Origin of the sequence: Sphingomonas asaccharolytica NBRC 15499 (assembly GCF_001598355.1) — a bacterium.
Classification (GTDB): domain Bacteria; phylum Pseudomonadota; class Alphaproteobacteria; order Sphingomonadales; family Sphingomonadaceae; genus Sphingomonas; species Sphingomonas asaccharolytica.
Map to the genome: position 1 here is coordinate 42,213 of NZ_BCYU01000016.1, position 24,368 is coordinate 66,580.

General features: G+C 62.8%; 24 protein-coding genes. 15 read left to right on the top strand and 9 right to left on the bottom strand.

The annotated features are described in order from the left end of the window. Positions 1–129 precede the first annotated feature (129 nt). The 4 genes from SAS01S_RS06405 to SAS01S_RS06420 form a co-directional block, all read right to left on the bottom strand. On the bottom strand, positions 130–924 hold the full coding sequence (locus SAS01S_RS06405; RefSeq protein ID WP_066806347.1) for a type 1 glutamine amidotransferase domain-containing protein: 795 nt from the start codon (positions 922–924) through the stop codon (positions 130–132). Between the two features lie 624 nt (positions 925–1,548). Then, positions 1,549–2,043, bottom strand: coding sequence for a hypothetical protein (locus SAS01S_RS06410; protein WP_066806348.1), 495 nt, complete (start codon positions 2,041–2,043; stop codon positions 1,549–1,551). 10 nt (positions 2,044–2,053) lie between these two features. Beyond that, a complete protein-coding gene (locus SAS01S_RS06415; RefSeq protein ID WP_169804903.1) occupies positions 2,054–3,196 on the bottom strand; it encodes a HigA family addiction module antitoxin in 1,143 nt (380 codons plus the stop codon). A 10-nt stretch (positions 3,197–3,206) separates the two neighbouring features. After that, entirely contained in the window at positions 3,207–3,479 is a 273-nt protein-coding gene (locus SAS01S_RS06420) for a type II toxin-antitoxin system RelE/ParE family toxin (RefSeq protein ID WP_169804904.1), read from the bottom strand. A 144-nt stretch (positions 3,480–3,623) separates the two neighbouring features. Here SAS01S_RS06420 and SAS01S_RS06425 point away from each other — a divergent pair, with 144 nt between their 5' ends. The 9 genes from SAS01S_RS06425 to SAS01S_RS06460 all read left to right on the top strand — a co-directional run bounded on the left by SAS01S_RS06425 (position 3,624) and on the right by SAS01S_RS06460 (position 12,323). Next, on the top strand, positions 3,624–4,484 hold the full coding sequence (locus SAS01S_RS06425) for a DDE-type integrase/transposase/recombinase (RefSeq protein WP_066806352.1): 861 nt from the start codon (positions 3,624–3,626) through the stop codon (positions 4,482–4,484). A 209-nt stretch (positions 4,485–4,693) separates the two neighbouring features. Continuing rightward, complete coding sequence (locus tag SAS01S_RS22425; RefSeq protein WP_157082688.1) at positions 4,694–4,960, top strand: hypothetical protein; 267 nt, start codon at positions 4,694–4,696, stop codon at positions 4,958–4,960. A 107-nt stretch (positions 4,961–5,067) separates the two neighbouring features. After that, on the top strand, positions 5,068–5,364 hold the full coding sequence (locus SAS01S_RS06430) for a putative quinol monooxygenase (protein WP_066806354.1): 297 nt from the start codon (positions 5,068–5,070) through the stop codon (positions 5,362–5,364). Between the two features lie 26 nt (positions 5,365–5,390). Beyond that, positions 5,391–6,296: a proline iminopeptidase-family hydrolase gene (locus tag SAS01S_RS06435; RefSeq protein WP_218016259.1), complete on the top strand. Its 906-nt coding sequence runs from the start codon at positions 5,391–5,393 to the stop codon at positions 6,294–6,296. A 232-nt stretch (positions 6,297–6,528) separates the two neighbouring features. Beyond that, on the top strand, positions 6,529–7,365 hold the full coding sequence (locus SAS01S_RS06440; protein WP_157082689.1) for a ligand-binding sensor domain-containing protein: 837 nt from the start codon (positions 6,529–6,531) through the stop codon (positions 7,363–7,365). Positions 7,366–7,429: 64 nt separating this feature from the next. Beyond that, the gene (locus SAS01S_RS06445; RefSeq protein ID WP_066806358.1) at positions 7,430–9,604 is read left to right on the top strand and encodes a sensor histidine kinase; all 2,175 of its coding nucleotides are present in this window, start codon (positions 7,430–7,432) and stop codon (positions 9,602–9,604) included. Between the two features lie 233 nt (positions 9,605–9,837). Next, positions 9,838–10,464 carry a response regulator gene (locus SAS01S_RS06450; RefSeq protein WP_245656767.1) on the top strand — a complete coding sequence of 209 codons (627 nt, stop codon included), beginning with the start codon at positions 9,838–9,840 and terminating at the stop codon, positions 10,462–10,464. 242 nt (positions 10,465–10,706) lie between these two features. Then, a complete protein-coding gene (locus tag SAS01S_RS06455) occupies positions 10,707–11,228 on the top strand; it encodes a winged helix-turn-helix domain-containing protein (protein WP_066806362.1) in 522 nt (173 codons plus the stop codon). Positions 11,229–11,309: 81 nt separating this feature from the next. Continuing rightward, positions 11,310–12,323 carry an aldo/keto reductase gene (locus SAS01S_RS06460; protein ID WP_066806364.1) on the top strand — a complete coding sequence of 338 codons (1,014 nt, stop codon included), beginning with the start codon at positions 11,310–11,312 and terminating at the stop codon, positions 12,321–12,323. A gap of 49 nt (positions 12,324–12,372) precedes the next feature. On the opposite strand, the gene SAS01S_RS06465 is transcribed toward SAS01S_RS06460, so the two are convergent. The 5 genes from SAS01S_RS06465 to SAS01S_RS06485 form a co-directional block, all read right to left on the bottom strand. Continuing rightward, on the bottom strand, positions 12,373–12,690 hold the full coding sequence (locus tag SAS01S_RS06465) for a DUF3325 family protein (protein ID WP_066806366.1): 318 nt from the start codon (positions 12,688–12,690) through the stop codon (positions 12,373–12,375). Further along, complete coding sequence (locus SAS01S_RS06470) at positions 12,687–14,207, bottom strand: PepSY-associated TM helix domain-containing protein (protein ID WP_066806368.1); 1,521 nt, start codon at positions 14,205–14,207, stop codon at positions 12,687–12,689. The genes SAS01S_RS06465 and SAS01S_RS06470 overlap by 4 nt, the downstream gene beginning before the upstream one ends. Then, positions 14,204–14,509 carry a DUF3649 domain-containing protein gene (locus SAS01S_RS06475; RefSeq protein ID WP_066806370.1) on the bottom strand — a complete coding sequence of 102 codons (306 nt, stop codon included), beginning with the start codon at positions 14,507–14,509 and terminating at the stop codon, positions 14,204–14,206. Before SAS01S_RS06475 ends, SAS01S_RS06470 begins: the two co-directional genes overlap by 4 nt. Then, the gene (locus SAS01S_RS06480) at positions 14,509–16,659 is read right to left on the bottom strand and encodes a TonB-dependent siderophore receptor (protein WP_066806372.1); all 2,151 of its coding nucleotides are present in this window, start codon (positions 16,657–16,659) and stop codon (positions 14,509–14,511) included. The genes SAS01S_RS06475 and SAS01S_RS06480 overlap by 1 nt, the downstream gene beginning before the upstream one ends. Positions 16,660–16,959: 300 nt before the next feature. Beyond that, on the bottom strand, positions 16,960–17,328 hold the full coding sequence (locus SAS01S_RS06485; RefSeq protein ID WP_066806374.1) for a helix-turn-helix domain-containing protein: 369 nt from the start codon (positions 17,326–17,328) through the stop codon (positions 16,960–16,962). Positions 17,329–17,481: 153 nt separating this feature from the next. Here SAS01S_RS06485 and SAS01S_RS06490 point away from each other — a divergent pair, with 153 nt between their 5' ends. The 6 genes from SAS01S_RS06490 to SAS01S_RS06515 all read left to right on the top strand — a co-directional run bounded on the left by SAS01S_RS06490 (position 17,482) and on the right by SAS01S_RS06515 (position 24,320). After that, positions 17,482–18,858, top strand: coding sequence for an Eco57I restriction-modification methylase domain-containing protein (locus SAS01S_RS06490; RefSeq protein WP_066806376.1), 1,377 nt, complete (start codon positions 17,482–17,484; stop codon positions 18,856–18,858). Continuing rightward, a complete protein-coding gene (locus SAS01S_RS06495; protein WP_066806378.1) occupies positions 18,855–21,068 on the top strand; it encodes an ATP-binding protein in 2,214 nt (737 codons plus the stop codon). Before SAS01S_RS06490 ends, SAS01S_RS06495 begins: the two co-directional genes overlap by 4 nt. Beyond that, positions 21,065–22,147 (top strand): hypothetical protein, encoded by a 1,083-nt coding sequence (locus SAS01S_RS06500; protein WP_066806380.1) that lies wholly within the window; start codon positions 21,065–21,067, stop codon positions 22,145–22,147. The genes SAS01S_RS06495 and SAS01S_RS06500 overlap by 4 nt, the downstream gene beginning before the upstream one ends. A 1-nt stretch (position 22,148) precedes the next feature. Beyond that, the gene (locus SAS01S_RS06505; RefSeq protein ID WP_066806382.1) at positions 22,149–22,892 is read left to right on the top strand and encodes a hypothetical protein; all 744 of its coding nucleotides are present in this window, start codon (positions 22,149–22,151) and stop codon (positions 22,890–22,892) included. A gap of 187 nt (positions 22,893–23,079) precedes the next feature. After that, positions 23,080–23,955: a S1C family serine protease gene (locus SAS01S_RS06510; protein ID WP_066806383.1), complete on the top strand. Its 876-nt coding sequence runs from the start codon at positions 23,080–23,082 to the stop codon at positions 23,953–23,955. Further along, positions 23,952–24,320 (top strand): response regulator transcription factor, encoded by a 369-nt coding sequence (locus SAS01S_RS06515; protein WP_066806385.1) that lies wholly within the window; start codon positions 23,952–23,954, stop codon positions 24,318–24,320. The genes SAS01S_RS06510 and SAS01S_RS06515 overlap by 4 nt, the downstream gene beginning before the upstream one ends. Positions 24,321–24,368: the final 48 nt, after the last annotated feature.

Sequence of the window (24,368 nt, forward strand, 5' to 3'; positions counted from 1 at the left end):
CCTGCAATAAGATGTTTCACTGACGTCACTCCAGGTTGAACGGGTCGCCCGCTTCCGGCCCGGATGCCCCGGGGAGATGCCGGGGCAGGAAGCGCGCATCACCGGGTTGGGATCGGGTCCGGTCCGCCGTCAGGCGTGGCCGAGCTTGCGATCCAGGGCGGCGATAAGGGCCTTGGCAATCGGATGATCCGAGCGCGGGTTCTGGCCGGTGATCAGCTCGCGATCTTCGATGACATAGGGCTCGAAGTCCGGCCCGGTATCGACGATAGCGCCCGCCAGTTCGAGCGCGTAGGGCATGTCGAAATAGAGCTTGGCGTGGAGGATCTTGTCCTCGATCACTTTCTCCTCGCTCTTCTGAAAGACCGTCATCCGGTACCCGGCATATTGCCAGTCCCCGGCCCATTCCCTGGCCTTCTCCGGATCGCCGGCGATCAGGGCGGCGCGGAACTCGCGTGCATAGGGCATGGCCGCGGTCGACGAGATTGGTCCGTGGCACAGCATCGCGGTCGGCTTCTGATGCTCGTGGAAGTGACGCAGGATTTCTCCGACCTCCTGGTCTTGCATCAGGTCGACGATCGGTGCCTGGCCGCCGGGAATGAAGACCCCATCATAGTTGTCCAGCCCCTCGTCGAGGATCGAGCGCAGCGTGCGCCCCTGCATCGACGGGTCAGTGGCGTAAAAGACCTTGGCGTGCTCATAGGCGTGCACGTCGCCACCGAAATGCGCCGGCGCATCCGAGGCCTTGTCGATCGTCGGCGGCGCGCCATTCGCCGTGGCAAGCACGACTTCATAACCGGCATCGATGAGTGCCATCACCGGCACGACCGTTTCATTGAGATACTGGCCGGTGGCGCCCCAATAGCCGCCCCTGGTCTCGATGCGCGTAGCATTCGAGCCGATGACGACGACCTTTCCCTTACTCATGACGCCCTCCGTTGTGGCGATCTGCCGAAACAGCAGTCACACGTCTGATACGCTCACGGCGTCGGTCTCGGTCGTGAATTGCGGTAAGTTTGGGTTAAGCGAAAAACGTGGCGCCGGAAGCCGGCCGGGCTAGCCGTGCCCGAGATCAATCGCCCGGCGATCGGACTTGAGTAGCGGGTCAGTTTGAAATCAGTCATGCAAAGTAGCGTTGGCTGCGCTATGTGCCGCGCATGACGGTTAGATCACCTGGAACGAACGCGCCGCTTCGGCGGCGCACAGAGCAAGCTCTAAAGCGTAAGGCCGAGTTGATCGCGCGTTACGTTGAAGAGGGGATGACCGAGGAAGAGGCCACCGAGCGCGCGCAGAACGAAATGCGCGACAACGGCAAAGGCGATTGGCGTCGTGGATGACCAAGACGCCTAAGCGCCCACGCGATCCTAACCAGTTGGCGAAGCTGATTGCCGACATCGCGACGGGCGAAGTCGAAGAGGGCGAACCCAGCGCCACAGCCCAACGTGCTTCGAAGGCTGGGACTGCAGGCGGACCTGCACGGGCAAAGGCGTTAACACCCGCGCAGCGCTCCGAGATTGCTAGTGTTGCGGCGCAGGCCAGGTGGAAGAAATCTTAAGCGGCCGCCTTATCCCGCCGGTCTCGAGCCAATCTCTCGGCCGCCTCCCGTTCCGCCACGTCTTCTGTGAAGTCTAAGACTGGCTGTATCGGGAGCTGGTCAGGGTGAGCCTCACTAAAGTGATCGGCATCCATTTTCATGGAAAAGCAGTCATCTGCGATCGAGCGGCGGCGCTGGCCGATGGATTTCGACATGAAGGAATGCGAGGCATTCTTGTCGATATCTGCCCACAGATTAAGCTGAACGCCGCCGACGTTCGTGCGAACCGAGTGCTTAGCGCGATACCACCGTTTTCCGTCGAAGCGTTTTTGAGCTCGCGCGCCCTCCGCGATAATCTCGCGGCACATTTTTCGGATGTCCATCGGCGCGGGCCTGAAGAGACCCTTGCCGAGCGCCCATTCGGCTACCTCATCTAACGAGGCAGGGTCATTTGTCACCTCGTCGAGATAACGATCTAAAATGTCTGCGCCTTGTTCTCTGCGAGTTGCCATTATTCAAATCCTAAAGCGAAGCCTTCGCGATGGTCCCAAACCCATCAACAACGCTGGTGGGTAGGATGTGCTGCCTCACGGCTACCAACCACCTGCGAAGCCATGCGTAATCGCCTTTCAAATACTGAATTTGACCGACCACGATGGCAGGATGCACTTCGTTCAGGCTCGAGAAGCCGATAACGTCCTTCTCGGCCACGTAAGGAGCTTTGCGCCGATAGAATGAAATGAGTTTGTCGTGAGGAAACGGAAAATTCTTCGCCGCGTCATCCGCTACGGCCTCTTGAGCTTCAACTTCGGCATCCAAATTCGAAGTAGCAAACGGATCATCAAGATTACTGTCGATAATCTCATTACCGTTCTTGCCATGCCCTTGAAGGACATGCTCAATCTCATGAATCAACACGAACCAAAAGTTATCGAGACGGTTGTGACGAAGGGTTAATCCAATAGCAGGTTCGTCGCCAATCCATGTGCAGACGCCATCAATCTTGCAGTTGTGCAGCTTCTCCACGATCACAAAACGAACGCCGCATTCGGCCAATATTTCAGGCACAAACCTGATATCTTCTGCGTCAACCATTAAAGCTCGTAGCCGGGAGAGCGCCGCTTTCAGCTTGTCTGCATCATAGGCCGGAACAGCAATCGCGCGGGCAAGTTGCCGAACTCGAAAGAGCCACGCCAACTCTTCGGGGCTATGCCGCTCATCCGTCTTCCGCGCTGCCGCGACGAAGCTGACATTGTCATTGTCGGCCATTTCGAAAAAGCGCGTGAACTGCATTTCCAATACGCTCTGCTCGGCCTCTTCCAACCAACCACGGCTGATCATCTCGCGGATTGGATATCGGGTTTGAAGTCCTGCACGGGCCTTGATGGATGGATCCGGATCGCGCGCTTCGCGAAGCTCCCATTCCTTTTGAAGGCCCGCCCAAACCGAAGCAGACGTGCCGAAAGCCTCGCCTAACGCTTTAGCCATCTCGGCACTGACACCGGACTTCCCGGAAATTACTTTCGTGATGGTCTGCTCGGAATAGCCAAGAATGAAAGCGAGGTCGCGTTGCGACCACCCGCGCGCCTCCAACTCTTCCCGAATGTAAACACCGGGAGGTTCGGCAAAATTGTCGAAGATTGGCTCGTCGCCATTCTTGTACAATACGTCTCCCTTACTCATAATGATTACTAATCTCCAGAATAACAACTTCTAACGGCTGACAATCTCGGTCTATTTCCAAAAGAATCCGCCATTGGTCATTCAACCGGATTGAACGTTGGCTCTCGCGGTCTCCAACCAACTTTTCGTAATGCAAACTGACCATGGCGTAGAGGTCACGCTCGTCTTGCGCTTCGCGAATGAACCTAAGGCGGCGACGAGCGACTTGGACCACCTGAACCGGCAGCTTGAGCCGGTGAGCCTGGTTAGTCTCGACGAGCGCCAAACGGTCATCCCCGAACCTTACTTTCATCATTCCCACAGCCGCTAGCACACCTTTGCCAAAAAGTCAACAACGCGAATTGAACAAATGCTTTAAACTGACATATATGCTTGACTAGCGCCTCTGAAAGGACCAGATGAAGGTTCCGTGAACAGACTCTCGAACGACGACCGAACCGAAATCCTCCAGATGCTGTGTGAGGGCATGAGTATTCGCGCGACCACGCGGCTGACCGGCGCGAGCAAAAATACCGTCGCGAAGCTACTATTCGATGCTGGCGAAGCGTGCGCCGCTTATCACGACGCCAACGTGCGGAACGTCAAAGCCAAGCGTGTGCTGGTCGATGAAATCTGGTCGTTCACGTATGCCAAGCAAGAGAATGTGGCGAAGACGAAGGCGGCGAAAGTCGCTGGCGATACGTGGACGTGGACGGCGCTTGATGCCGACAGCAAGATGATCCTCTCGTATCTCGTTGGCGGCCGAGACGCGGAATACGCCATGTGGTTTATGGACGATTTGCGCGAGCGCCTTGCCAATCGCATGCTGCTGACCAGCGACGGGCACCGCGCTTATCTCGAAGCGTTCGAAGGGACGTTTGTTGATGACTTGGGCTATGACGAGTTGGTCGAGATGTATGGGCCGACGATTACCGCACCGTGCCGCTACGGCACCGCCGCAAAGAAAGTTTGCGTCACCGGCAACCCCAACGTCGCGGACGTTTCGACCAGCTACGTTAATCGCCCAAACCTGACCATGCGGATGCACATCCGCCGATTCACGCGCCTGACCAACGCGTTCTCAAGGAAGGTTGAGAACCACGCCCGCGCGGTCGCGCTGCACATGATGTATTACAATTTTTTCCGTACCCATAAGACGCTGCGCGTCACCCCGGCGATGGCCGCTGGCATCACCGATCGCCTTTGGGAAATCGGTGACATTGCTCGGTTGGTTGCAGATGCGGAAGGACCACCCAAAAAGCGCGGGTCTTATATAAAGCTCGCAAGCTAGTCAGGACTCTCTTCGCGAAGATCCATCACAATCTTCAATTTCTCAAAATACGACTTCAGATTTGCAGCAGAATGCGTTGGTATGCAGGTATCATTATAGAAATAAACCCTGTCCCCTGTAACAACGCCGCTCCAATCGAGCTTCGCCAACTTTGCCGGGGTCAAGCCTTTCAATCGGAGCTTATGCCGAGGATCGTCCCAAGAAGCCCATTGATCATCTACAACTCCTACAGGCTTGTAACGTCGGTTGAAAAACGTCCACGATCCATCGGGATTCTTTTGCATTCCATAGGGGAAGAGCGTCTGTCGGGCGTCGGGCATCTGGCCTCCGATTGCGGCGAAATGCGGAAACTGATCCTCAATCCCGAACTGGTCAATCGCTCGACAAAATTTCAAAGTGACCCCTCCGAATTTGATTCCCGCTTACTTCCCCGGCTCAGCCGACCGGCGATAGGATCGGTGTCGAGCCGAGCCTGACCGAGTTTTACCGCGTTTAACCCCGCCGGCGCGGCGTGCTGGTCTAGGGCAGGATTCCGCCGCGGCGGAGCTTCACAACGAGGATCGGCTGTAGCGGGAGAACCGAGATGACCAGCAATGTGAAAACCGTGGGCATCTTGACGGCGCATCCGGGCAAGGAAGCCCAATTGCGCAGCCTCCTCGAAGGGTTGATCGGGCCCAGCCGGTCGGAACCGGGCAATCTGCGCTACGACCTCTGGACCGATTCCTCCGAGCCCGGCGTCTTCGTACTCGACGAACTCTATCTAGACGCGGATGCGGCCGCGGCGCATCAGGCGTCCCCGCATTTTCAGCACTACCGCGCGAACGTCGGGGCGCTGGCGGACCGCCGGGCCTTGAGCCTCAAAGCGGTCGTGGTTGGCTGAGGCGCAAGGGACGGAGGTGCGCGACGATGGTCAGGAAGATTAGCCGACGGGCAGCCGTTCAGGGCGGGACGGCATTGCTCGGGGCCGGGTTGTTCCCTGCCATGCGCTCCGCGCGGGCAGCGGGCATTCCCAGCGCTGAAGGATTTGCGCCGGTACCGGGCGGCCGGATCTATTGGCGTCGCTTCGGATCCGGCAAACGAACGCCGCTCCTGACGCTCCACGGCGGACCGGGCGCGGCCCACAATTATCTGCTGTCGATGCAGGCGTTGGCGGACGAGCGGCCGGTCATCTTCTTCGACCAGCTTGGGTGCGGCAAGGCCGATGCGCCGAGCGACGAGAGCATCTATACGATCCAACGATCGGTCGAGGAGTTGGACGCGGTTCGAGCCGCACTGGGTCTCGACCGGGTCATCCTGTTCGGTCACTCGTGGGGAACGCTGCTGGCGATCGAGTATCTTTGCCAGGGGCGCGGCAAGGGCGTCGAGAAGCTGATCCTGGGCGGTGCGCTGGCGAGCGTGCCGCAGGTTATCGCCGGCATGCAGCGGCGGATCGACTCGCTGCCTGACGGCTTCGGCACCAAGATCCGCGCGCTGGAGCAGGCTGGAAAGACCGACACGCCGGAATATGCCGCGCTCGCCCAGCGCTTCTACGACGCGTTCGTGCTGCGCACGCCGCCGACGCCGGATGCGCTGGCCTCTTTCGACGCGCTGTCCAAATCGATCGCCTACCGCGTCCTCAATGGCCCCAACGAGTTCACGATCGTGGGCAAGATCAAGGACTGGGACCGGCGCGCGGACCTCAAGGCGATCACCCACCCGCTACTGCTCACCACCGGAGCGTTCGACGAGATTACGCTCGACTGCCATGAGACGATACGCGACGGCGTGTCCGGCCGGGCCAGATTAGTGGTGATGCCGGGTTGTTCCACTTGACGATGTGCGAGCAGCCCAAAGCGTATAACGCGATCGTGCGAAGCTTCCTGCGCGAAACATAGCTCGCTACCGGCCGCCGTTTTCCGCCGGCATGGCGTGAAATCGCGCGGCGCCTGCTTCCCCTTTGCCACCGTCGCCGCAACGCGCCTGGTGGAACCGACGCGGGCGTCACGGACGGCAAAGCCGCCGACCTTGCCAGTCTCCCCCGCTCCAGCGTGACACTGCGTCGGCTTTGGGTGAAATATGGGGCATGCCATCCGCTGGGAAATACCTCCTGCTGGGGTTGCTTGCGCCCGTCCTTGCAAGCCTGTGCGACGCGCGCGCGGCGGACGGGCAGCGCAGCCTGCAACAATTGCGGCATACCGCCTGGACTTCGAGAGAAGGAGCTCCGCCGGAGATCTGGGCTCTCGCCCAGACGAACGACGGTTACCTCTGGCTGGGCACGGGGGGCGGACTCTACCGGTTCGACGGAGCGAGTTTCGAGAAGTTCCAACCCCTCAAAGGCGAGAGTCTTCCCTCGCTCAACGTCAATTCGCTGGTTGCCACCCGCTCCGGTGACCTTTGGATCGGCTTTGCATCCGGCGCCCTGGCAAGACTCCGTAAGGGCCACCTCACCACGTTCGACCTTAGCCTGCCGTCGGTCCCCGTGTTGGAGCTGTCCGAAGACAGCGCGGGTGGCGTCTGGGCCGCCCTGGGCGAGGATGACAGAGGCGGAGTCGCGCGCTTTCGTCAGGGTCGATGGGAGATTTTCGGCCCTTCTCGCGGGGTAGCTCCCGGCGCCGCGACCAGCGTCCTGGGCGCGGCCGACGGGTCGGTCTGGATCGCGGCCGGTGGCGAACTCGGGGTGCTGCGCCCAGGCGCCGATCGATTTTTCGCGCGTCGCCGCCTCGGCCGGGAACAGACCAAAGCTGAAGCAGTCGCCGGACGGGGCGATATGGCTCACCACCGGTGCCCGGCCCGGTCTTCAGCGCATCACGGGATCGGCTACCCAATCCACGACGATATGGGTCGTGCCGCCGATAACGCCCAATCCCCGAGCGCAGAGCCTTCTTTTCGATCGGCACGGTAGCCTTTGGGGAACCTATGGAAGTGGCGGCTTCTTCCGTCTCGGCGGCGCTGGCTCGAGAGGTGGCGTGCTCGATGCGCATACCAAGACGGAGCGGTTCGGCCCGGAGCGTGGCCTGACCTCCAACCTCGCCAATCCGATCCTGCAGGACCGTGAAGGCAATGTCTGGGTGGGGACCAACCTCGGCCTCGACCAGTTTCGCGAGACGAGCGCGGTCGTGGCCACCGGGCTTCCCATGGATTCGCGGGACGGTTTCCGGATCGCGGCAGGTCCTGCGGGCTCGATGTACGTGACGTCGAACGACGCTCTCTTCAAAGCAAGTTCGGAGCATGCCGCCCAAAAGCTGGTCCGCCTTCCACGGAGGCCATTGATACTCCATACGGATGCCCTGTCGCGCACCTGGATCGGCACGGACCGAACGCTGGGCGTTCTGTCAGGCGCCACGGTACGGGATGTGCCGCTGCCCTGGGCGAGGAGCAGGCCGTTTGCTCTCCTCGAAATGGCCGCGGGCCGGATCTGCGTGTCGTCTGTCGAAGGGGCGTTCTGTCGGACAGGCCATGGCTGGAGGGCTGAGCCACGCCTCGCGACCCCAGGCATTCTGCCGATGCAGATGCTCCGCGACGGGGTCGGGCGCGTATGGATCGCGGAAGGCGACCGCATCGAGATGGTCGATGGCTCCGCCCGTCGCATGTTCTCCGCTCGCCACGATCTTGCGCTCGGAACCGTCGTGGTGATGGCCGTCCGGGGACGGCATGTCTATGCCGGCGGCGACTTCGGGTTGGCGCGGTTCGACGGCCGGCGCTTCATCACCCTCAGATCGGACGTCCATCCGTATCTGAGCCGGACGGCCGGGATCGTCGAAACGTCCGAAGGCGACCTGTGGCTCAACACCGTCGCCGGCGTGGTCAACATCGAGAGCGCCGACCTGGACGATGCGTTCGCGCATATCGACCGCCCGCTGAAGGTACGCGTGTTCGATCGCGACGACGGGATGCCCGGCGTGGCGCAGCAGGATTCCTCGTCGCAAACGGCGATGGAGGCATCCGACGGGCGTCTCTGGTTCGTGACGAGGCTCGGCATCGCCTGCATCGGCCCCAAACGGCTGTCCTTCAATTCCCTCCCACCGCCCGTGATCATCAAGTCCCTAGTTTCCGGGAGGCGGATCTATGCAGCCACTGCCCCCATTCAGTTGCCCAAGGGCACCTCCAATCTGCAGATCGAGTACACCGCGCCGAGCCTTTCCGTGCCGTCGCGCGTGCGGTTCCGTTACCAGCTGGACGGCGTGGACGACGGCTGGGTCGACCCGGGCACCCGCCGCGAGGCCTTTTACACCGGGCTGAAGCCGGGCCGCTACAAATTCCGCCTGATGGCGGCGAACGATGACGGCGTCTGGAATCGACGGAGCGCGACACTGGAGTTCGAAATTCCGCCGACTTTCTTCCAGAGTTGGCCATTCTACCTGTTATGGGCGGTGGTGGTGCTGGCGCTGCTGTGGCTGGCCTATTCGCTGCGATTACGCGCCGTCGCCGAGCGTATCCGGACACGGATGATCGAGCGGTTGGACGAGCGCGATCGCATCGCGCGCGAACTGCACGATACCCTGCTGCAGAGCGTGCAAGGACTGATCATGCGCTTCAGCAACATCGCGCAGGACATAAGCGCGATTCAGCCGGCGCACCGCGACATGCTGGACGCGCTGGACAGTGCGGATGCCGTCGTGGTCGAAGGGCGCGACCGCATTCACGAGTTGCGCCGATGGAGCGGCGCCCAGAGCTTGTCCGACGTCATCACCCGCACCGCCGAGCGGCTCCTTCTGCCGGACAAGATCGAGATTCACGTAAGCGTCGAAGGGCCGCAACGGGAGATTTACCCCGCGATTGCCGATGAGCTGCTGCGGATCACGGATGAGGCATTGTTCAACGTCTCCCGCCACGCGCACGCGCGCAAAGTCTCGATCACCATTGCTTACGGCGCCCAGGCCCTTGTCCTGCGCATCATCGACGACGGAATCGGTATCCCATCCGAGATCGTCGCCCAGGGCGGCGCCGCCGGCCATTTCGGGCTGGTAGGCATGCGCGAGCGGACGGAGAAGATCGGCGGACAACTGGCCATTGCGACCGATCCCGCCGGCGGGACGTCGGTGGAAATGAAGGTCGGGGCCGAGATCGCCTATGCCGACAGGCCCCGGTGGGCGTGGCTGGCCTGGTGGCGTCGGTCAAGGGTGAAGCGCCACGGCAGATGACGTGCGCGGCGGCCTGCGGTTGTTCATCTCCGTCAAGCGCGGTTAATTCCGGTAGCGTGACGGCCCAGGGCGGGTGCTGGCTGTCGACGCGCGTGAGGCGAAGGCGCTAAGTCCCGGGTACGTTAGTCAAAGTGACGATCGAGGGCCGGCATTGCCCATGCCGATACATCACGCCCCGATCCGGCTAGCCTGGCGACGTCGGTTCGCGAGGGAACGCAGCGATGGATGACTCAGTGACCGCCAATCCCATTCGCGTGATGATCGTGGACGATCACCCGATGCTGCGCGACGGAGTCGTCGGGTCGATCACGCGGCAGTCGGATATGATCGTGGTTGCGGAAGCCGGCGACGGCGCCGCCGCGATCGCCGCGATCGAGGCCGCCAAGCCCGACGTGGTGCTGATGGACCTGCAAATGCCCGGCATCGACGGAGTCGAGGCGATCCAGACGATCAGTAGAGACCATCCGCAGGTGCGTATTCTGGTGCTGACGACCTATGTCGGCGACGCGAAAGCGCTGCGTGCGCTCAAGGCGGGGGCGAACGGCTATTTGCTCAAGAGCGCGATGCGGACCGACCTGATCGACGCGATCCGCGCCGTGCATGGCGGCGGGCGCCATATCCCTCCCGAGGTCGCGACGCAGATTGCGGTGCACGCGATCGGCGACGCCCTGACCGAGCGCGAAATCGAGATCCTGTCGCTGGTGGCGGCCGGCAATCCGAACAAGCGGATCGCCTGGAGGCTGGGTGTTTCGGAGGATACGGTAAAGGCGCATCTCAAGCGCATCTTCGCCAAATTGGGGGTCGCGGACCGGACGCACGCGGTGACGGTTGCCGCCAAGCGAGGGATCATCGAACTTTAGCCTGGCGTTCCATCGAGGAAGCATCGGCCGGAAGCGATCTCGACTGGTCGCAGCCCTTTGCGCGCCGAACCTGCGCCATCACCCAAATGGGTATTCTGGCCTACCCGGTTTGGGCCATGGACCGATGTTGGAACCGCAGCTTATCCTGCCGCTATCGGATAGGGCGCCGCTGTCGAACGCGTTCCAGTAATGGGCCAGATGCCGATCGGTCTGCCATGCGCCAAGCCCCGAGGAGTGTCGAAATGCCGACGACTGCCGCTTCCGAAGCTGTTCCCGGGATAATTCGATCACAGGAATACGCATCCGATTTCGACCACGCCGGGCCGGAGCAACGCTGCTTTGCATTCGGCCCGTTCCTTTTGAGGCCGGAACAGCAGCTGCTGCTGAAGCGGAAGGCGCCGGTCAGAATCGGGGGACGCGCACTCGACATCCTCACGGCTCTTGTCGAGAAGCCGGGCGAGCTGGTGGACAAACGCACGCTGATCTCGCGAGTCTGGCCGAACGTCTATGTCGAGGAGACCAATCTCAAGGTGAATGTCGCCAGCCTGCGGCGCGCCCTGGAGGACGATCCTGGCGTGCCGCGGTTTATCGCGACCGTCGTCGGCAGAGGCTATCGCTTCATCGCGCCGGTGCGCGCAACCGGATCGCCTCGACCGACTTCAGGCCGCCACCGCCCGGATGAGATGCCCAGCCTGATCGAGTTGCTCGACACCATCAACGCCCTGCGGCAGCATATCGCGCAGATCTCGTCGCCCGGAGGATGAAAGAGGCGGCATTCGGGCGAGAGGGGCAATGTTCGGGCGGCTGCCGCAACCCCGGCCGCCGCAGCAAAATGGAGCGAAACCATGTCTCTCAAGCAGATCCTTCCGAGCCGGCTCGGATTCGGCGCCGCGCCGCTCGGCAACATGTTCCGCGATATCCCGGAAGACGAAGCGCTCGCGACGGTGGATGCGGCGTGGAACGACGGCATCCGCTATTTCGACAATGCGCCCTTCTACGGCGCGGGGCTGGCCGAGATCCGCATGGGCGAAGCGCTCGGCGCGCGTCCGCGCGACGACTATGTCATCAGCACGAAGGTAGGCCGCATCATCCTCGACGAGGTCGAGGACGTCAGCGCGCGCGATCTCGGCGAGAAGGGCGACGTGTTCAAATATGGTCGCCCCAACCGCATCGTGAACGATTATTCGGAAGATGCGACGCTGCGATCGATCGAGGATAGCCTGAAGCGCCTCAAGACCGACCGCATCGAGATCGTCTGGGTCCATGACGTCGCGCAGGATTTCTATGGCGACGAATGGCTGTCGATGTTCGAGAGTGCGCGCAAGGGCGCGTTCAAGGCACTCGACCGCCTGCGCGACGAAGGGGTGATCAAGGCCTGGGGGCTCGGCGTGAACAGGGTCGAGCCGATCGAACTGCTGCTCGACCTCGACGGGCCGCACCCGGACGGATCGCTGCTCGCCGGCCGCTACACTTTGCTCGACCATGATCGCGCGCTCCAGCGGCTGATGCCCAAGGCCGAGGCGCGCGGCCTGGGTATCGTCGTCGGCGGCCCGTACAGCTCGGGTGCGCTCGTCGGCGGGCCGAACTTCGAATATGCGCCGGCGACGCCCGCGATCCTCGACAAGGTCGCGCGGATCAAGGCAATCGCCGATCGATATGGCATCAGCATGAAGGCGGCGGGCCTGCAATTCTCGCTTGCCCACCCGGCGGTTGCGGCAGTGATTCCCGGGGCCAGCCGCCCGAGCCGCATCGGCGAGGACAGCGCCGCGCTGAAAGAAGTCGTGCCCGCGGACTTCTGGGCGGAATTGCGCCGCGCGGGGCTCATCAACCCGGAGGCGCCCATTCCGGGCGACGCCTGACGGGGAGGCCGCGGATTTCCGGGCCAGCGCATTCGCGAGGGTGACGGGATCAGTGCAGTAGCATCGCGGCCAACCCGCCCGCTAGTCCGGCGATCATCGCCGCGCGGACCAGATGCGGGGCGAAGCTCAGGCCGAGCAGGATCGAGCCACTCGCCATCGGGAGCAGGCCGAACCACGTGACGATATCGGTCGGCGCAGGTCCCGCGACGGCAAGCCCGAACGACAGCGCGACGAGCGACCAGCCGGCGATCACGGTCGCACGGGGCGTGGCGATGCTGCGCCAGCCGCCGAGCAAGACGCCGCGATGCGGGTGCATCGAGGCGGCGAGCAGATAGAGGCCGAGGAATTCCAACATCGCGAAGGTCATGCGATCGCCCTCGCCCGCACTGTGCGGCGAGTATCGGGGCGCCGGCGTGTTACAGTCCGCACGCCAACCGAAGCGGCCAGGGCGGCACCGATGAGCAACGCGTCGGCCACGGGCAGCACCGCGTCGCCGCGGGCCAATGCCTGCGACAGATAGGATAGCCCTCCTCCGACGACCGGTGCGGCGAGACACAGCAACGCAAGGACTCCCAGCAGCAACGGCCAGCCCAGGCGCGGCGGCACGGCGAGCGCGACGAGCAGCGCGAGGCCGGCGGCGTCGAGCGCGATCGTCACTTCCTGTTGCGCGCGATCGAGCAGGCCGACCGGCAGCAGCCGGTTCGCGCAGAGATAGGCCGCGAAGCCGATCGGCACCCCGGCGATGATCCCGACATTGAGCCGCTCGACGATCCGGTTCGCCAGCGACAAGGGCGCGCGTTCGCGGCGTTTGACCACCCACAGGATCATCCCGCTGGCCACCGCCAAGGTCAGCATCGCGCCGCCGAGGAAATAGAGCCAGCGCAGCAAACCGCTCGCGAACCGGCCCATATGCAGGCCATAAATCACCGCATAGGTGCCGACCGCCGGCCGCGCCTCGCTCCAGGCGCCGATCACCCGGCCGCTCGGCCCGTCGAAACTGACCTCTGCCACGGTCGCGCCGATCTGCGCCGCATCGCTGCGATAGACGGTGACGACCGACGCGGCGTCGGCGGGATTGGCCAGCGCAACGCGCGAGAACGGCGCGGCGCCGAACCGCCGCTCGGCCTCTCGCAGCATCGGCGCGATCGGCGCCAGCGTCGCGGGGCGCCCCGCGGCCGGCCGGTCGACCGCGCCGGGGGCGAGGTCGCGATAGGCCGCGGCGAGATCGTTGCCGTAATTGGCGACGATCCCCCAGGGCATGTTCAATGACGCGAGCGTGACCAGCCCGCTGAAGGTGATCATCAGATGGAACGGCATGGCCAGCACGCCCAGCGCATTGTGCCCGTCGAGCCAGGACCGTTGTCCTTTTCGCGGGCGAAAGGTGAAGAAGTCGCGGAAGAGGCGCCGGTGCGCGATGATCCCGGTGACGAGCGCGGTCAGCATCGCCAAAGCGGCGATCGAGGCCAGCCAGCGGCCCCAGGGAAACGGCAGCTGAAGCTCGAAATGGAGGCGGTAGAAGAATTCCCCGCCCAGCGTCTCGCGCGCGACCGGCGCGCCGCTGACCGGGTCGAGCGCGCGCGCGACAAAATCGCCGCCATTATCGTAGGTCGCCTCGACACTGTTGCCGCGATCGTCGGGCGCGGTCAGGTACCAGCCGGTCGATCCCCGCGCGTTTGCCGCCAGCCAGTTGGTCGCCGCCGCGATCGCCTCGACCCTGCCTGCGCTCGCGGTCGCCTCGGGGCGCATCCAGCGGCTGATCTCGGGCTTGAACACGCTCATCGTGCCCGCCAGGCACATCACGAACAGCACCCAGCCGAGCACCAGCCCGGTCCAGCCGTGCAGCCAGGCCATGACCTGCCGCGTCCCCTCACGGATCGCGCTCATCGCGCCGGCGGCCCGATCATCCAGGCCAGCCCGCCGAACAAAACGGCCAGCACGACTACCCCGCCCCAGGCCCGCCATGGACCACGCGCGAAGAACGCCCAGATCGCGACCGCCGGCACCGCCAGATAAGCGCACAAGGTCCCCGCGATCACCGCGTCGATCCGCCCGCCCGCACCCAATCGCGCGACCGCCATCGCCAGGCACGAGGCGACGCCATAAGCGCCGACCGTCGCCGCGAGCACGCGCGCGGCAACGTTGCCGCGATAGCGCCAGCCGCGCCGCTCAGCCGCGCGCGCCGCCATCAGAAGCTCAGCCCGATCGTCACCGCCACGCTGCGCGGCGCGGCGTAATAAGCCTGGCCCCACATCAGGCTGGCGAGATATTTGGTGTCGGTGACGTTGCGCACATTGACCGTCGCGCGGACGTAATCGAGCAGCCGGATACCCGCCATCAGGTCGAGCACCGCATAGCTATCCTGGCGCAGCAGGACGTCGCCGGTCACCACGCCCATATTCTGCACCGTGGCATCGGCGTAGCGGATCGCGTTCTGCCAGCGCAGCTGCGCGCCGAGCTTGAGGTCGTTGAGCCGCGGCACCGTGTACGTGGTCGACAGCTTGAGCGACTTGGTCGGCAGGAAGGTGCGGGTCGGGTTGCCGGCCTGATCCTCGATCTCCAGCCCGGTATAACCGCCGCTCACTCGCCAATTGTCGGTGACCTTGCCCGCAATCTCGATCTCGAACCCGCGCGAGGTGGTGTCGACCCCGGCATAGCAGGTCCCGCCGACCGGCCCGTTGACGCACGGCCCGTTGGGATCGCCGAACGCGCCGATCGCCGACGCCAGCCCCTTCTGCTTCGCACGGAACAAGGATGCGGTGGCGTAGAGCCTGCCGCCAAACCACTCGCTCTTGATGCCGCCCTCGATGCTGCTGCCTCGCGCCGGATCGAGCTTGCGGTTGTTGATGTCGACTTCGGTCTGCGGATTGAAGATGTCGGTGTAGCTCGCATAGAGCGAGACGTTCTTCGTCACGTCATAGGTCACGCCGGCATAGGGGCTGACGGCATGCGCGTCGCGCGACTGGTCGGTGCCGTAGGAAATGCCGGTCGACTTGAGCCACATCGCGCTGGCGCCGACCACCGCCTTCAACCGATCGGTGATGTTGAGATGCGCGGCACCATAAGCGCGGGTCAGCCGGTCGGTATAATCGGCGGCGAGATAGGCGCCGGGATAGGAGGGTTCGGGGACGATGGCCTTCCCCCAGTCGCCGACCGCCGGAAAGACGATCGCATCGCTCGAGAAATTCTCCCATTCGCGGCCGTGCGAGCGCGCGGTCGAGACGCCGAACGCCAATTGGTGCTGGCGGCCGAACAGCCGGAACGGGCCGGACGCGTAGAAATCGCCGAGATACTGATCATAAGCCGAGGGATAGATGCCCGACATGCCCGCGACGCCCAGCCCGGTCGCGCGATCGGGGAAATTATAGGCGTAGAGCAGCTTCGCTTCTTCCTCGAAGCGCTTGTAGGTGAACACCCCCTTGGCCGACCAGCCGCCGCCGAGATCATAGGCGAGCTCGCCGAACGCGCTCTGATCGGTGACGTTCCAATAGGTCCAGGGCGCCGAGGTCGAGGCGGAGACCGGATAATCGATCCGCGTCCCGTCGCTATAGGTCAGCGGCAACGCCCCCCACATCACGCCATCGGCATGGTTTTCCTGCCGCGTATAGCCGGCGGTCGCGGTCAGCCGCGGCGTGATGTTCCACGAGACGATGCCGCCATAGACGTTGCGGTTGACGTGGTTGAAGTCGAGCCAGGAATCGCGATTGTCATGCGCGTAGATCAGCCGCGCGGCGACATTGCCCGACGCATCGAGCGGGCCCGACACGTCGCCTTCGAAGCGCAACTGGTTCCACGACCCCGCCATGACCGAGGCCGAGGCCTGGAAGTCCTCGGTCGGCCGCTTGCGAACATAATTGATCGTCGCCGACGGATTGCCGATCCCGGTCATGATCGCATTGGCGCCGCGCACCGTCTCGACCCGATCCCATAGCGCCGTGTCGAGCGCGCCGAACTGCAGTCCCCAGATCAACGGCAGGCCGATCCCGTCGACCTGGAAATTGGTGATGTCGAAGCCGCGCGCGTTGAAATAGGTGCGGTCGGTCTCGACCCGCTCGACATTGATCCCGACCGCCTGGTCGAGCAGGTCGTTGATGTTGGTCAGCGCGAAATCGTCGATCCGGCTGCGGTCGATGATCGTGACCGATTGCGGCGTTTCGCGCAGCGTCAGCGGCAGCCCGGTCGACGATGCGCTCTGGTTCGCCGCCAGCGTGCCGGTGATGACGATCTCCGGCTTCGTCTGATCGTCGGTTTCGTCCTCAGGCCCCGCCGCCCAGGCCGGATGGCTCCAGGCCAGCGCCAGCACGGCGGAGAAAGCGAGGTGACTGCGGGCAATGGTCATCGACGAGCCTTCCAAGATGCGATCGGGGAGCGCGGCTCGTATGATTGTCGCTATTGCGAGTCAATGTCATTATCAATAAATGCACGGGGCGTTGGGGGCGAGGCTGTTGGCACGGTCGGCGGCCAGCGTGGCCCGTGACCGACCGCCGCTCTGGAGATCCGCAAATTTTAGAGGGAGAGTTGGCCGGCGCCGAATTGAGGCTTAACGGCTCGATCTGGGCCGTTTTGCGGACTGGCCAGTTTCGGGCACGGACCGCAAGAATACACGATCCAACGTCGCAGATTTCACCGATCGTCGGGGCTAGGCCGAAAGGCTCCGGCCGTCCGCATCCGAATATTCGTCCGGCACTCGAACAGACCGCACTGCCTCGATGAGCCGTCCCAAGCTGGTCGCGCCGCTCACTGTTCCGTCCCAGATTGAGCGAAGCGATCCAGCCACGCGCTCGAATGCGCGATCAGCTTCCGAGATATGCGCATCAAGCGGCTCGACTCCAAGTTGCACGCATAGTTCGCGGGCAAGCACCGAGCGCTCTGTGAAATCCCCGGCCAGCACACGCGAAATTCGTGGCTGTGACACGCCATTCTGCCGCGCAACCTCCTGTTGGCTGAGGCCCTGCAGACGCATCCGCTCCCGCAACGCGCGTCCAATTCGAAGCGAATCATCGGTCATCTCAATAATAATATGCGCATTGTAATCGTTGTCTATGCGTATATAGCTATTCGCGACGAGTTAGGGGCAGTGGGCACGCAAGGGCCGTACCGTGATGACGCTGTGGAAGAACCGCATTGACGATCAGCCCTCGGGCGCGTTTGGACTCGGTCGATGAAGCTCGACCTCATCCCGGCGACCGCGAGCACCACGGAGGCGCTGCACATCAGCGCGGATTGGCGCGGCGAGGACATCTCTCTCTATCTCGACCGCTGCCAAGTTGATACTCCCCAGGATCTGGTAGCGGCCACGTGGCGCGCGGTAGAGCAGCGAAGAGCCCACATCGGAACCGTTGTCGATTTCGGCGCGGGCGATGGGCGGTTCGCAAGGCAGGGGCGGTACGCCAGCTACCTTGGATACGAAATCGATTGGAATCGCTGCGCGTCTGACACGTTGCCCGCCAACGCTAGGATTGTACATCGGTGCGCGTTCTCGGATGTCGTTGAAAATGCGGATCTGGCGATCGGGAATCCTCCTTTCGTCCGCAATCAAGACCTCCCCGCGGGTTGGCGTCAGAAAGTCGCCGAGCAGTTGGAGGCGAGATCGGGAGTTGCCCTGTCTGGATTGGCCAATGCCTGGCAGTATTTCTTCCTACTGTCATTGCTGAGCGTCTCGGAGGACGGCTTGTGCGCAATTGTCATTCCCTACGAATGGGTCTCCCGTCCCTCAGCGGCGCGCCTTCGGGACTATATTCGGTCCAAGGGCTGGAACGTAGATGTCTACAGGATCGCGGATGCGACGTTCGGCGGTGTGCTCACAACCTCGGCCATCACGATCGTCGACAAGCGAGATGCCACCGGCCGCTGGCGCTACTTTGCGGACGACGGCTCGGGTGGGTTTCAGCAGCTGCTGTCTGAGAGCGGATCCGCATGTGGGCACATTCCATATCGCTCAGCACGCAGCACCTCCCCCGATTCTGCGCGAGCCGTGCGAGGTCTCAGCCCCGGCTCCCAACAAATTTTCACACTCACAGAGGCACAGCGCGCGCGATATGGGTTGGCCGTCGAACAAGACGTGATTCGATGCGTCACTAGTCTCCGTCACTTTCCGCCTACATCCGGGGAGTTGGACGAAGAGGCGTTCGATCGGCACTTCCGCTACGCCGGGCAGCGCTGCTGGTTGCTCAATGTCGCCGATGAACCCAGCGCTCGATTGCATGCCTATCTCGACTCGATCGATGATGATGCGCAGCAAGCGACGAGCACCTGTCGCGAGCGGCCGGTCTGGTGGAAGTTCAAGATGCCGCCAGTTCCCGACCTGCTCGTCGCCACAAGCTTCAAAGGACCGATTCCTAAGATCTGCAGTAATTCGATAGGCGCTAGGGCCGTTGGCGGCGTAGCGGGCATCTATGGCTTGACGGTTGAGGCCACACAGGCATTCATGACAGCTGTTTCCGATCTCGATATTCGAGATCGAATCGTTGCCCACGCGAATGGTCTGAGGAAAATCGAAATTAATCAACTCAATGCGCTGTTGGCCGAAGTCCGATGAAAGCGGATGTGCTTGAGCGGGGCGATCTCCCCTTCTCGATCGAAAGCCGCATCCTTCGTGAGCTCGGCGAGCGATTGGTACGCCAGCCTGAGGTCGCGCTGCTAGAGTTGATCAAGAACGCCTACGACGCAGATGCCACGCGCTGCACGATCGAAGTTGAAGGCGATGCGATCATCGTCGAGGACACCGGCCACGGCATGACGCGTGATACATTCGCGAATGCCTGGATGCGGATCGGCACGAGCTCGAAGGAACGCAATGCGCGCTCTCCGCTCTTCGGGCGGGAGATTACGGGCGAGAAGGGAATTGGAAGATTTGCCGTTCGGTTCCTCGGCTTAGTGCTCCAACTCGATTCGGTGGCATACGACGCCAAACGCAAACACAAAACTAGGCTGGTCGCGGATTTCGAATGGGAGAAGTTCGACGAGGGGGAAGATCTTGGGAAGATTGAAGTCCCCTACGTCCTAACCCGCGTTTCGGACGAGACGCCGACAGGCACCACGTTGCGCGTGTCCTCGCTGCGTGATGGCGCGAAGTCGCTCGATTGGAAGAAAATCCGGACCGGCAGTGTCGGAGTCGTGTCGGCGGTGCGATCGCTGCTGTCCGGAGATGATGAGGCTGACTCGAGCAACAAGGCGGACCCGGGCTTCCTACTCCAATCTAAGCAGGACGATGAGGACATCGACCTCTCGAATGCTCTGCTCGCCAAATACGTGCTTCGCGCCAGCGTTGTTATGAAAGGCAAGCGGCTGAAGATTCAGGTCTTCAGAGGAAACGAGAAGAAGCCCTACATCGCGATTAACGATGCATACGAAAATCTTATTGGCACATTAAAGGCCGACATACGCTTCTTCCCGCGGCGGCCCGGCACTTTTGCCGGCGCTCCGGTGGACGGCCGCGCCGCCTATAGCTGGGTACGTGAGAATAGCGGCGTGAAGGTTTTTGATCGTGGGTTTCAGGTCCAACCCTATGGTGAGGAAGGCGATGATTGGCTCTTCCTCGTGCGTGACGCGGCACGCAACGAGCGACATCCTCAATCGGGAATAACCCGCCAACATTTCTCCATGACCAAGGAAGTGCAAGGCTCCCCGAAGACGAACTGGATGCTGCGTCTTCCTCAGTCAGCCCAGTTGATTGGCGCTGTCGAAGTGCGAGGGCGGCGGTCGCGCACGGGCAGTCAAACGGGGCTCGTTGCCGCCGCCGACCGTGAGGGCTTCGTCTCGAACGACGCATATACCCAGTTGGTCGACATCATTCGCGGCGCGGTCGAGATGATCGCGGTCGCCGACCGCCAACTCCAGCAAGAAGAGGATGCCGCCAAGGCACAGCGCCTGATCGAGGAAGGCAGGCAAAAGACCGCTGCAGCAATAGACGAGATCGAAGGGGATCCCGGTCTCAGTCCACCGCAGAAACATCGCATCATCGCGATGCTCTCGGAAAGCCAGGAACGGGTCGAGCGGCAGGAGGCAGGCAGCAAGGAGCGCGAGCAACAGCTCGAAGTTATGAGCCTTCTCGGTGTTATCGGCGGCTTCATGACGCACGAGTTCGGCACTGCCATCGCCGAGCTGAAAGACGCAGAAAAGGAACTGTGGGCGTTGGCGGCGGAAATTCCGTCATTCGAGCCTCGTGCGAAGAGTTTTGCGTCGCACATCGCCAAGATTGAAGCGTTCGTCTCCTATTCCGAACTTTATATTCGCGGGGCACGCGGCACGCCAACAAAGCCCTACCCTGTCCGGCCCCGGCTCACCCAAGTGACGAAGCTGTTTGCGCAATATGCGAAGGACCGAAAGATCGATATCGAGATCGGTGTCGAACCCGACGTGATGGCACCGCTCGTGCCCGTCTCACTCTATAACGGGATTGCCCAAAACCTTTTGACAAACGCGTTGAAGGCAGTGACGACCTCGACCGACCAAGACAATCGGACCATCGCTATGCGCGCATGGAACGAGGGAGACCGCCACTATCTGCAAGTTTCGGACACTGGCATTGGAATCCCTGCGCCGGTTCGCAATCTGATATTCGATCCTCTGTTCACTACCACGGAGTCCCGTGCTGACCCGCTAGGATCGGGGATGGGCTTGGGTCTGGCACTTGTCAGGAGGGGCGCGGCGGCTTTTGGTGGTGCCGCCCAGTTAACCGATCCACCCCCTGGTTTCACCACCTGCGTCGAGGTGCAGTTTCCGCTGCTCGTCGAGGACGACCTATGACGTCACCGAAGTTTTCTATCGGCCGGATCATTCTAATCGACGACGACTCGAAACAACTCGGCGAGCTTGACGCCGCGGTGAAGGCAGCCCTGCATGATGAGGGCTGCGAAGTGATTGCATGGTTGCCGGAGGCCGGCGATGTGCTCGCAACATTCGACGGAATGGTCGCAAATGGCGCCACGCTCGTGGTGACCGACTATGATCTGACCAAAGGCGCCTCGGGTTTCTTCGGAGCGAGCGTGGTCGCATGGTGCCAAGAGCGTGCCATCCCTGTCGGCGATTATTCACGCGGAAACCGCCAGAACATTCCCAAAGAGCCAAACCTTTTCGAATTTCGGTTCGAGTCCAGCACCACCGAAGGCGCCGCTGAGATCGCAGCGATCTATCGGGGTTTCAAGGAAATCTGGGAGCGGTTTGTGACTAACGCGGCACTTCTCACCGCGCCAAGTCCTGCGAACATGTTAGCCGAGCTTCTCGGCCATCCCGGCGCGGTTTCGGCATTCTCCCTCTACACACCGCAGATCGGCACCAACGCCAGTCTGTTCGAGCTCGTTCAATCCGACCGGTCCGAACCGTCGCGTCGGGCATTGTCATCCTACATTCTCGGGCACCTGCTGTTCAATTCGATCCTCCGCTACCCGGGACCGCTGCTCGACGCACGCGCTGCGTGCTCCTACTTCGCGGTCGCCGACAGTGCCGCGGGCTCGGTCGAAAGTGCGATCACGGCCGCCGCCTATGACGGTCCATTTGCGGAACTTGGCCCCTTTTACTGGCGCGCCGGAATCGATGATCTGGTCGATGGCTGGGCTGAAAACTCAGACATCGAGTATAGCGGCGACCAGGCCTCGTACCGCCGCGCGCTTCTCGAACAACAGCTCGGCGCCGCGCCGCTCGAGAGATATAATTGCCCCCGCTGCCAGGGAGAGTTGGGCGGGTATCGCTGCCCATTTACCGACGCGGTCGTTTGCGAGCGAAGCGATTGTTCGATCGGATCAAGCGGATGGATACCTTTGGGGGCCGATCTGAGCCGGGTCGAACGTGTATTCTTCGACGAGACTTCGCCTATGCTCGGTAGCTAGGATGGCGGCACCGAATCTGATGCCGACCATCGAGCGGCGCGTGCGCGAGGCATGGGGCAGTTTCTATGCCGAGGTTCGCAAAATGGGCGGCGAAGCCCGGCCGAACCAATCTGCGGACATCTTCATCGTGCGGCCGACCAATGCAGGGATCGAAGTAGGAGTTCAGCCGGTGACATTCCGGCTCAAGGAGAAGGCGGCCCGCACCGACAGCTCGATCTACGTCACCGTGACCGGCAGCCTCCTTTTCTCACCGGAATCGACGCGGGACGATATGAGGGCCAGTGGCTTCGCGACGCGGGTTGGTTACTTCCGCGAGGTCGATGACAAGCGGCTGAAGCACGTTTACGGCATCCACTACGACTATGATGACCAGTTACCTGCGCACCCGGTATATCACAGCCAGATCGCCTCGATGGCCGACTATGTCAAACATATCAACGCGGCGCACAACCGGCAGTTTGACGCCGTCGCGAGCGAGGACGATTATGTCAAAGGCTTGCTGGGAAATGTCCGGGTCCCGACGGCGCATATGGATCCTTTTTCGGTCTTCCTCCAAATCATCGGGGATCATCTCGTCACTGATGTGAACGATGATGGACGGCTCGCCTTCATTCGAGCCCAGGAAGCGATGTCGACGATCCGCAGCGCGCCTGCAGCGGCAGCGCGACTAGCTTCGGTAATCGACCAGCAATGCTTTCGGTCGAACCACTGGTATCGAGATCTGAAGCACCAAGCCGAGGCGTAGACGGCTCAGGGTATCTCTGGCCCTGCGCGGCCGCGGCGGAACCGCCCATTACGGAGATCCGTGCCAATTTAAACAGGCACGAAAAAGCCTCCAGGCAACCCGGCAACCAGTAGGACGACCCTACCCGACCGGGCAGTAGCGAAACATCGCGGCGGCACCCTATCTCCCGTGCTCAGGAGATTTTCCTATGACAACCACATCGCCCCTCGCCGAGCTTTCCGCATCGCTCGCCGACCTCGCCGCCGCCACCACGCCCTCGATTGTCGAAGTCCAGTCACGCCATTCGCTGGCGAGCGGCTTCGTCTGGCGCGACGGGTTGGTCATCACCCCCGATGAGACGCTGGCCGATGAAGGGTCGATCGAGATCGAGGAGTCCGACGGCACGGTGCGCAGTGCGACCCTGATCGGGCGCGACGCAGCGACCGATATCGCCCTGCTCCGGGTCGAGGGTCTCAAGGCACCGGTGGCAGCCCTCGCCGACATGGCCGTCCGGCCCGGCGCGCTCGCCTTGATCGTCGCGGCGGCCGATAGCGCGCCGTTGATCGCGTTCGGCGGCATCGCCGCGGTCGGCGCGGCGTGGCAGTCGATGCGCGGCGGCACGATCGATGCCCGGATCGAACTGGACCTGCGGCTGCGGCGTCGCGCCGAGGGGGGTCTTGCCATTGATGGCGGCGGCGGCGCTTTCGGCATGGCGGTGCGCGGCCCGCGTGGCCGGACATTGGTCATCCCGGCGGCGACCGTCGATCGCGTTGCCCGGCAATTGCTCGATCACGGTCGGGTCCAGATCGCCTATCTCGGCGTCGGTCTCAAGGACGTTCCGCTCGATGACGGTGGCCATGGCGCCATGGTGATGGCGATCGAGCGGGAGAGCCCGGCGGCGCACGCCGGCCTGCATCAGGGAGACATCATCCTGTCCTGGGCCGGCCAGCGCATGCCGCATGTCGGAGCGCTGCTGCGGACGCTGCGGGCGACGCCGATCGGCACCGAAATCGTGCTTGGCGTTCGGCGCGGGGGAGCGCCTCTGGAGGTGGCGGTGACGATCGGGGATCGGCCGGACCGGTGAGCAATCGCGATCCCGCGGCGGGCCTGCGTCTCGCGATCCGCATCGATGACCCGACGCTCGCCGCCCGGCTCGCCGACATCCTGGGGCAGATCCCGGAATTGCGGATTGCGGGCGCCGACGAAGCGTCCGACCTGGTCCTCAGCGCGGCCGACGCGAGCGAGCACGGGTTCGACCTGACGCCGCGCGAGCGCGACGTGATCGCGTTGCTTGCCGAAGGCCTGTCCAACAAGGCGATCGGCCAGCGGCTGGGCATTTCCCCCGACACCGCCAAATTCCATGTCGGCCGGCTGATCGACAAGCTGGACGCGACGGGACGCACGGATGCCGTGGCGCATGCGGCGCGGCGGGGGATTATTCATCTCTAGGACGACGCCGGGGGATTCGTCCGTGAGATCCGCGCCAGTTTAAACAGG